Source organism: Anaerotruncus sp. DFI.9.16 (assembly GCF_024461615.1).
In the GTDB taxonomy this organism is placed as follows: Bacteria; Bacillota; Clostridia; order Oscillospirales; family Ruminococcaceae; genus Anaerotruncus; species Anaerotruncus massiliensis.
Map to the genome: position 1 here is coordinate 1 of NZ_JANFZX010000088.1, position 7,077 is coordinate 7,077.

Below are 7,077 nucleotides of genomic sequence, written 5' to 3' on the forward strand. Positions count from 1 at the left end.
AAAAGGCTCGCCGGGCGCAGCGCGGCAAATCCAAAACTGCCGCCGGGCGCAGCGCGGCAAAAAAATCAAAGCTCCTCCTCCCAGCCGAGCGTACGCAGGAACCACTTGTCCTTTTCGTTCAGCTGTGCATTTTTCAAAAGCTCGGGGCGCTTTTCATAGGTGTTCTTGAGGGACATTTCCCGCCGCCACCGGGCGATGGCGGCGTGGTTGCCGTTCGTGACGATCTCCGGCACGGCGACGCCGTGCCAGACGGCGGGCTTGGTGTATTGCGGGTATTCGAGCAGGCCGTTCCAGTGGCTCTCCTCGGTGAAGCAGCTCTCATCGGCGAGTACGCCGGGGCAGAGCCGCGCCACGCAGTCGATCAGTACGAGCGCGCCGAGCTCCCCGCCGGTGAGCACATAGTCCCCGATGGAGATCTCCTCGTCGACGATCTCGTCGAGCACCCGCTGGTCGACCCCCTCGTAGTGGCCGCAGAGCACAAAGAGGTGCTCCGCCCGGGAGAGCTCCTTCGCCCGCTGCTGGGTGAGGGTCTTTCCCTGCGGCGACAGGTAGATTACATGCGGCCGGGAGGCGCGCTCGGCGCAGACCGCCTCCCAGGTGCGGTAGATCGGGTCGGCCTGGAGCAGCATCCCCTTGCCGGGGCCGTAGGGGGTGTCGTCGACGTTGCGGTGCTTGTCGACCGTGTAGTCGCGGATCTGCCAGCACTTGATGTCGAGATGGCCCGCCTTTCTGGCGCGGCCGACGATGCTCTCGGAAAGCACCGTCTCGCACATGTCCGGGAAAAGGGTCGCCAGATCGATCTTAATCATCGAAAAGCCCCTCCAGCGGCCGGATGACGATCCGCCCGGCGTCGACGTCCCGCTCGAGCACCACGTCGGGGATGGCGGGCACCAGTCGCTCCTTCCCCGCCTCGTCCCGCAGGTAATAGACGTCGTTCGCGCCGGTCGGGCGCACGTCGTAAACCTTCCCGTAGCTGCGTCCGGTATCCGCGTCGAACACCTCGCAGTCGATCAGGTCCTGTACAAAGTACTCCCCTTCCCCGACCGGCGCGTCCGCCCGGTCGATGTAGAGCACCTGGTTTCGCAGCGCCGCCGCGGCCTCCGGCGTGTCCACGCCCGCTATTTTCAGCACCACCATATTCTTCTGCACGCGCGCCCGCTCGACGGTGAGCGGGGTCTCGCCGCGCCTGAGGAAAAGAGTTTCAAAGTCCAGCAGGAAATCGGGGCTGTCGCACCACGGCTGGACCTTCACCTCACCCTTGATCCCGTGGGTGGTGACGATCTTTCCACATTCCAAAAACTGTTTTTTCATGACGTCCTCCCTGCTTGCAAGAGGGTAAAAATGGGGGAGCGCACGCTCCCCCATTTTCCGGTTCTCAATCAGTCGATCTCGACGGCGACTTTGGTTTCAGCCTTGTTGGCCGCCGCCCTGACGACGGTGCGGATCGCCTTGGCGATACGCCCCTGTTTGCCGATGACGCGCCCCATGTCGTCGGGGGCAACGTGGAGGTGGTACACGACCAGACCCTCCTCGTTGGGCTCGTCGACCGTGACGCTGACGGCGTCCTTGTCCTCGACAAGGCCCCGCGCGATGGTAACAATCAGCTTATCCAAAACGACTTACCTCCACGCCCATATTAGAGCACGCCTTCGATTTTCAGCAGCGCCTTGACGGTGTCCGTGGGCTGGGCGCCGTTGGAGAGCCATTTCTTCGCCTTTTCCGCGTCGACCTTGATCACGGAGGGGTCCTTGGTGGGGTCATAGGTGCCGATCTCCTCGATGAACCTGCCGTCGCGGGGATAACGGGAATCCGCAACCACGATCCGGTAGAAAGGAGCCTTCTTCGCACCCATCCTTCTCAGTCTGATTTTAACAGCCATGTATGTCACCTCCTATGGTTATTGACCTTCTGTCTTCTATCGTCCGCCGGGAAGCCCCGGAGAGACAGCCTTAAAACGGCATCCCGGGCATGCCGCCGCCCATGCCGGGCATCCCGGCGAAGGGGTTCCTGCGGCGCTTGCCCTTCTTTTTGCCGCCGCCGGACATCTGCCGGAAGAGCTTCTGCATCTGCTCGTTCTGGCGGAGCACCCGGTTGACGTCCGACACGTCGGTGCCGCTGCCCGCCGCGATGCGGCGCTTGCGGGAGGGGTTGATGAGCGCGGGCTTTTCCCGCTCGGCGGGGGTCATCGAGTGGATGATCGCCTCGACCTTCCGGAGCTCCTTCTCCCCCTGCTCGGCCTCGTCGTCGCCGATCTTTCCTGCGGCGCCGGGAAGCATATTCATCACGCTCGAGAGCGGGCCCATCTTTTTGAGCTGCTGCATCTGTTCGAGCATGTCGTTGAAATCAAAGGTGTTCTGCTTGAGCCGCTCGGCCATCTCGGCCGCCTTCTTGGCGTCGAAATCGGTCTGCGCTTTCTCGATGAGGGTGAGCACGTCCCCCATCCCGAGGATGCGGGAGGCCATGCGGTCGGGATAGAAGGGCTCGAGGTCCTCGAGCTTTTCTCCCGTGCCCGCGAACTTGATCGGCTTGCCGGTCACCGCGCGCACCGAAAGCGCCGCGCCGCCGCGGGTGTCGCCGTCAAGCTTGGTGAGGATGACCCCGTCGATGCCGAGCGTCTCGTCGAATTTGGAGGCCACGTTGACCGCGTCCTGGCCGACCATCGCGTCGATGACGAGCAGAATCTCCTGCGGCGACACGGTCTCCTTGATGCGGGAGAGCTCCCCCATCAGCTCCTCGTCGATGTGCAGGCGGCCGGCGGTGTCGAGGATGACCAGGTCGTTGCCGTAGTCCTTCGCGTGGGCGACCGCCTTTTTGGCGATCTCCACCGGGTCGCCCTGCCCCATCTCAAAGACGGGGACGCTCGCCTTTTCCCCCACGACCTTGAGCTGGTCGATCGCCGCCGGGCGGTAGACGTCGCAGGCGACGAGCAGCGGGCGCTTGCCCTGGTTTTTAAAGTGCAGCGCCAGCTTGGCGGAATGGGTGGTCTTACCGGAGCCCTGCAGGCCGCACATCATGACGACCGTCGGGGGCTTGCTGGAAAAGTTCAGGCGGGCGTTTTCCGCGCCCATCAGCGCGGTCAGCTCGTCGTTGACGATCTTGACGACCATCTGCGCGGGCGTGAGGCTCTCGAGGACCTCGTCCCCCACCGCCTTGGCGGTGACGTTGGCGACGAACTCCTTGGCGACCTTGTAGTTGACGTCCGCCTCGAGCAGCGCGAGACGCACCTCGCGCATCGCCTCCTTGATGTCGCTCTCCTTGAGCCTCCCCTTGTTGCGCATCTTTTTGAAGACGGCGGAAAGCTTGTCGGACAGGCCTTCAAATGGCATGGGGTTCCCTCCTGACAGTCCTATGTAAAAAGCGTGTTATTCGTTGATCGAGCCGGCGATCTCGATGATCTCGCCGCACTTGTCGGTAATCTCCTTGGAGGTGCCGAAGCGGCTGTTGTAGGCGCGGATCTCCTGCGCGTTCTGCACGATCCGGTCGAGCCCGTCCTGGATGGTCCGGAATTTTTTGGCCAGGCCCAGCCGGTCCTCAAGGTCGAGCAGGATGCCCTCCGCGCGCTTGATGGAATCCCGCACGCCCTGGCGTGTGATCCGGCTGTGCGCGGCGATCTCGGAGAGCGAAAGGTCCTCGTTGTAGTAGAGCTCCACGACATTGCGCTGTTTCTCGGTGAGCATGTCTCCGTAAAAATCGAGCAGCAGCGAAATTTCCAGATTTTTAGCCACCATCCTGCCTCCCATCATGTAAAGTGATCTGCTTTACACGTTCCCTCTTTGTGTATTATAACGGACAGTCCCCCGTCTGTCAAGGCGATTTTCTTTACACGACAAAATATTTTCTTTTTGTTCAACATTCGAGCACGCGATCGTGTATAATAGAGCTGTCGGGCCGCGTCATGCGGCCCTGCCGCCCGGCGCCGCGCGCCGCGGAGAAGGGAGCGATCCATGAACATCAAGAACGATCTCACCCAGCTGATCGGCAACACCCCCCTCATGTACCTGGCCAACTACAGCGCCTCGCGGGGACTGACCGCGAAGCTCGCCGTCAAGCTGGAATATTTCAACCCCCTCGGCTCAATCAAGGACCGCGCCGCCTACGCGATGGTCGTCGACGCGGAAAAGCGCGGCCTCGTCAAGGAGGGCACCGTGATCATCGAGCCGACGAGCGGCAACACCGGCATCGGGCTGGCGTTCGTCTGCGCGGCGCGGGGCTACCGCCTCATCCTCACAATGCCCGAGACGATGAGCCGCGAGCGGCGCGCGCTGCTGGCCGCGCTGGGCGCCGAGCTCGTGCTCACCGAGGGCGCGAAGGGGATGACCGGCGCGATCGAAAAGGCGGCCGAGCTGGCTTCGCAGCTCCCCTCCGCCTTCATCCCCCAGCAGTTCGAGAACCCCGCCAACCCCGCCATCCACGAGGCGACGACCGCCAAGGAGATCCTGCGGGACACCGACGGCCGGATCGACATCCTCGTCGCGACCTTCGGCACCGGCGGCACCGTTTCAGGCGTCGGCCGGGCCCTCAAGCGCCACAACCCCGACATCCGCGTGGTCGGCGTGGAACCGGCCGAATCCCCCCTTGTTTCGGAGGGCCGGGCCGGCCCTCACGGCATCCAGGGCATCGGCGCCAACCTCGTCCCCGCAAACCTCGACCGTTCGGTGCTCGACGAAATCGCGACCGTCACGACCGGGGAGGCGTTCGAGGCCTGCCGCGCCGTCGCCAGGCAGGACGGCCTGCTCGTGGGCGTCTCGTCGGGCGCGGCGATCGCCGCCGCCGCGAAGATCGCCGCCCGGGAGGAAAACGCGGGCAGGCTGATCGTCGCCGTCTGCCCCGACACGGGGGAACGCTACCTCTCGTCGGGGCTGTACGAAGCGTAAGGAACCATAAAATTTTCTGATAAACGGAGGAAGCATGATGAACGAACAGGAAAACAAACTCCCGCAGGAAGAGACCGAGGCGCCGGCGGAGCAGGCGCAGCCCGCCGCTCCGGAGGAGGCCGCGCCGGAATCCGCCGGCCCCATCCCCGCGGACAAACCGAAAAAGGCCGCCCGCTACACCCACCGGACGGCGAACACCCTCTACCGCCTGCACATCGGCGGGCTGGTCGTGACCGCGGTCTACCTGCTCAGCCAGCTCATTCTCACCCTCTCGAGCTATTTCACCCAGAAATCCCAGCTCGACCTGATGATCGCGCTCGGGCAGACCAACCAGAGCATGTCCTCCCTCAACCTCTCCCTCTTCTATTCGCTGATCGGCATGGTCCTGCCGCTCGTCTGCCTGGTCGCCGTCTGCTTCCTCTTCCTCTTCTTTGCCGAAGTCGTCGAGCAGATGTCCATCCGCAACCAAAAGTCCTGACCCTTCGTCGGGACGGAAAAAGCCCCCGGCGCGAAAGCGCCGGGGGCTTTTGGTTTTCATCAGGTCTCCGGGTCGTCCGGCTCCTCCTCTTCCTCCGGGGCGGGGACGAAGTGGTCGTCCAGCCAGCCGAGCAGCTCCTGCCAGATCTGCTCGCGGCCCTGCTCCCCGAGCACCTCGTGGCGCGCCCCCTCGTAGAGCACCAGCTCCACGTCGGCGACCCCCGCCTTCACATAGCGGTCGTACACCTGCGTGGGGCCCCTGCCGTACTCGCCCACCGGGTCCATCGACCCGGAGACGATATAGATGGGGGTCTGCCTGTCGACGCCGGCAAAGCAGGCCGCCTCGTTGCACTTTTTCAGCAGCGTGAACATGTCGGCCATGCCCGAGACCGTGAGCAGGTACCCGCAGCGCGGGTCGTCGGCGTACCGCTCGACGAGCGCGGTGTTGCGGCTGAGCCACTCGTAGCCGGTGACGGCGGGGACGCAGCGGTCGTTATAGCGCCCGAAGACGAGGTGCTGGAGGTCGTGGTCGCGGTAGAGCTCGCCGTTCTTTTTGATCGAGCGGGCGGCGAGCCTGCGCCCGAAGTCGACCCGCACGCCCGCGCGCGCGGTGCCGCAGAGCACGAGCCCGGCGATCGTCCGGGGGTATTTCGCGGCGTAGAGGCGGGCGACGAAGGAGCCCATGCTGTGCCCGAGCAGCACGACGGGCGCGCCGGGGACCTCGCTGCGGATGATCTTGTTGAACTTGTGCTGGTCGTCGACCAGCCGCTTCCAGCCGTCCTGCTCGGCGAAATAGCCGAGGTGCCCGTCGTCCCGCGCCGAGCGGCCGTGGCCGAGGTGGTCGACGCCGCACGCCGCGTACCCCTGCTGCGCGAGCCAGCGCATGAACTCGTGGTAGCGGCCCATGTGCTCGACCATGCCGTGGGAAATCTGCACGGCGGCGCGCACCGGGCCCGCCGGGATATAGATCCATCCAAAGATGGTGTCGGTGCCGTTGGTGCTCCTGAATTCGATCTGCCTGACAGTGATGTTCATCTTGTTCGTTCCTCCCGCGGCAGGCGTCCTGCCGTCCGATTCATCGCGCGCCGATCTCAATGGCCGCCGCGAATTCGCGGTCGACCACCTCGTGCAGCTCCCCCTTCTCGTTGACGGTGAAGAAGGTGACGTTCTGAAGCGTCTTCCACATCCGCACGAGGATCGAGCTCTCGTCCCGTGGCATGCCGGTGACCGCGTTGATCACCCGGTTCTCCCGGATCGAATGGACGATCGCGCTCTGCGGGTTGTTGGAAAACTCCACCGTCATTTTGGCGCCGTATTCCTTGGCGACGCCGAAGAGGTGTTCGAGCGCCGCGGGGTTGATCTGCGCGCCCGTCTTCATGACGCTGAGCACCGTGAGGTCGGTCTTGCTCAGGTCCGCGATCACGCGCGCGGCCTTGATGATCCGCTCGCAGGTGAACTGGTCGGTGACCAGCACAAGGGTATTATAGACATTCGGCTGCGTCTGATTCATGACGCCCTCCTCTATCCGGATCCGCCGGGGACGGCGGAATGTTTTCTTCCCAATCAGTATACAACAAAATTGTAAACAAATTATGATAAAGAACCCGATTTTTATAAAAAACCGCCGCCCGTCCGATACCGACAAAAACCGCCCCCCCCCCCGGGGGGCGCACGACGCCGCTCCCGCCCCCAGCGAGGACGCGGGCAAGACCATCAAGATCGGCGT

11 protein-coding genes are annotated in these 7,077 nt (G+C 63.9%); 2 read left to right on the plus strand and 9 right to left on the minus strand.

Going from position 1 to position 7,077, the window contains the following annotated elements; genetic code table 11:
* Positions 1 to 65 precede the first annotated feature (65 nt).
* The 6 genes from trmD to ylxM all read right to left on the minus strand — a co-directional run bounded on the left by trmD (position 66) and on the right by ylxM (position 3,728).
* Complete coding sequence (trmD, locus tag NE609_RS16360; protein ID WP_121587368.1) at positions 66 to 809, minus strand: tRNA (guanosine(37)-N1)-methyltransferase TrmD; 744 nt, start codon at positions 807 to 809, stop codon at positions 66 to 68.
* A complete protein-coding gene (rimM, locus tag NE609_RS16365) occupies positions 802 to 1,311 on the minus strand; it encodes a ribosome maturation factor RimM (protein WP_121587367.1) in 510 nt (169 codons plus the stop codon). The genes trmD and rimM overlap by 8 nt, the downstream gene beginning before the upstream one ends.
* Before the next feature lie 68 nt (positions 1,312 to 1,379).
* Complete coding sequence (locus NE609_RS16370) at positions 1,380 to 1,613, minus strand: KH domain-containing protein (protein WP_101552420.1); 234 nt, start codon at positions 1,611 to 1,613, stop codon at positions 1,380 to 1,382.
* Positions 1,614 to 1,636: 23 nt separating this feature from the next.
* Positions 1,637 to 1,879, minus strand: coding sequence for a 30S ribosomal protein S16 (gene rpsP, locus NE609_RS16375; protein ID WP_006873857.1), 243 nt, complete (start codon positions 1,877 to 1,879; stop codon positions 1,637 to 1,639).
* A 70-nt stretch (positions 1,880 to 1,949) separates the two neighbouring features.
* Positions 1,950 to 3,326 carry a signal recognition particle protein gene (ffh, locus tag NE609_RS16380; protein ID WP_256153130.1) on the minus strand — a complete coding sequence of 459 codons (1,377 nt, stop codon included), beginning with the start codon at positions 3,324 to 3,326 and terminating at the stop codon, positions 1,950 to 1,952.
* Between the two features lie 36 nt (positions 3,327 to 3,362).
* Positions 3,363 to 3,728, minus strand: coding sequence for a YlxM family DNA-binding protein (gene ylxM / locus NE609_RS16385; protein WP_172439274.1), 366 nt, complete (start codon positions 3,726 to 3,728; stop codon positions 3,363 to 3,365).
* A gap of 216 nt (positions 3,729 to 3,944) precedes the next feature.
* Between ylxM and cysK the strand changes: the two genes are divergently transcribed.
* Both cysK and NE609_RS16395 read left to right on the plus strand, forming a co-directional pair.
* Positions 3,945 to 4,874, plus strand: coding sequence for a cysteine synthase A (gene cysK, locus NE609_RS16390; RefSeq protein WP_101552424.1), 930 nt, complete (start codon positions 3,945 to 3,947; stop codon positions 4,872 to 4,874).
* A gap of 37 nt (positions 4,875 to 4,911) precedes the next feature.
* Positions 4,912 to 5,352: a hypothetical protein gene (locus tag NE609_RS16395; protein ID WP_256153131.1), complete on the plus strand. Its 441-nt coding sequence runs from the start codon at positions 4,912 to 4,914 to the stop codon at positions 5,350 to 5,352.
* A gap of 59 nt (positions 5,353 to 5,411) precedes the next feature.
* Here the strand turns inward: NE609_RS16395 and NE609_RS16400 are convergent, their stop codons facing one another.
* The 3 genes from NE609_RS16400 to NE609_RS16410 all read right to left on the minus strand — a co-directional run.
* Positions 5,412 to 6,386 (minus strand): alpha/beta hydrolase, encoded by a 975-nt coding sequence (locus NE609_RS16400; protein ID WP_256153132.1) that lies wholly within the window; start codon positions 6,384 to 6,386, stop codon positions 5,412 to 5,414.
* 40 nt (positions 6,387 to 6,426) lie between these two features.
* The gene (locus NE609_RS16405; protein ID WP_101552430.1) at positions 6,427 to 6,861 is read right to left on the minus strand and encodes a universal stress protein UspA; all 435 of its coding nucleotides are present in this window, start codon (positions 6,859 to 6,861) and stop codon (positions 6,427 to 6,429) included.
* Positions 6,833 to 7,077, minus strand: a 245-nt coding sequence (locus NE609_RS16410) for a hypothetical protein (protein WP_256153133.1), incomplete at its 5' end; no start/stop codon positions are given. The genes NE609_RS16405 and NE609_RS16410, both read right to left, overlap by 29 nt.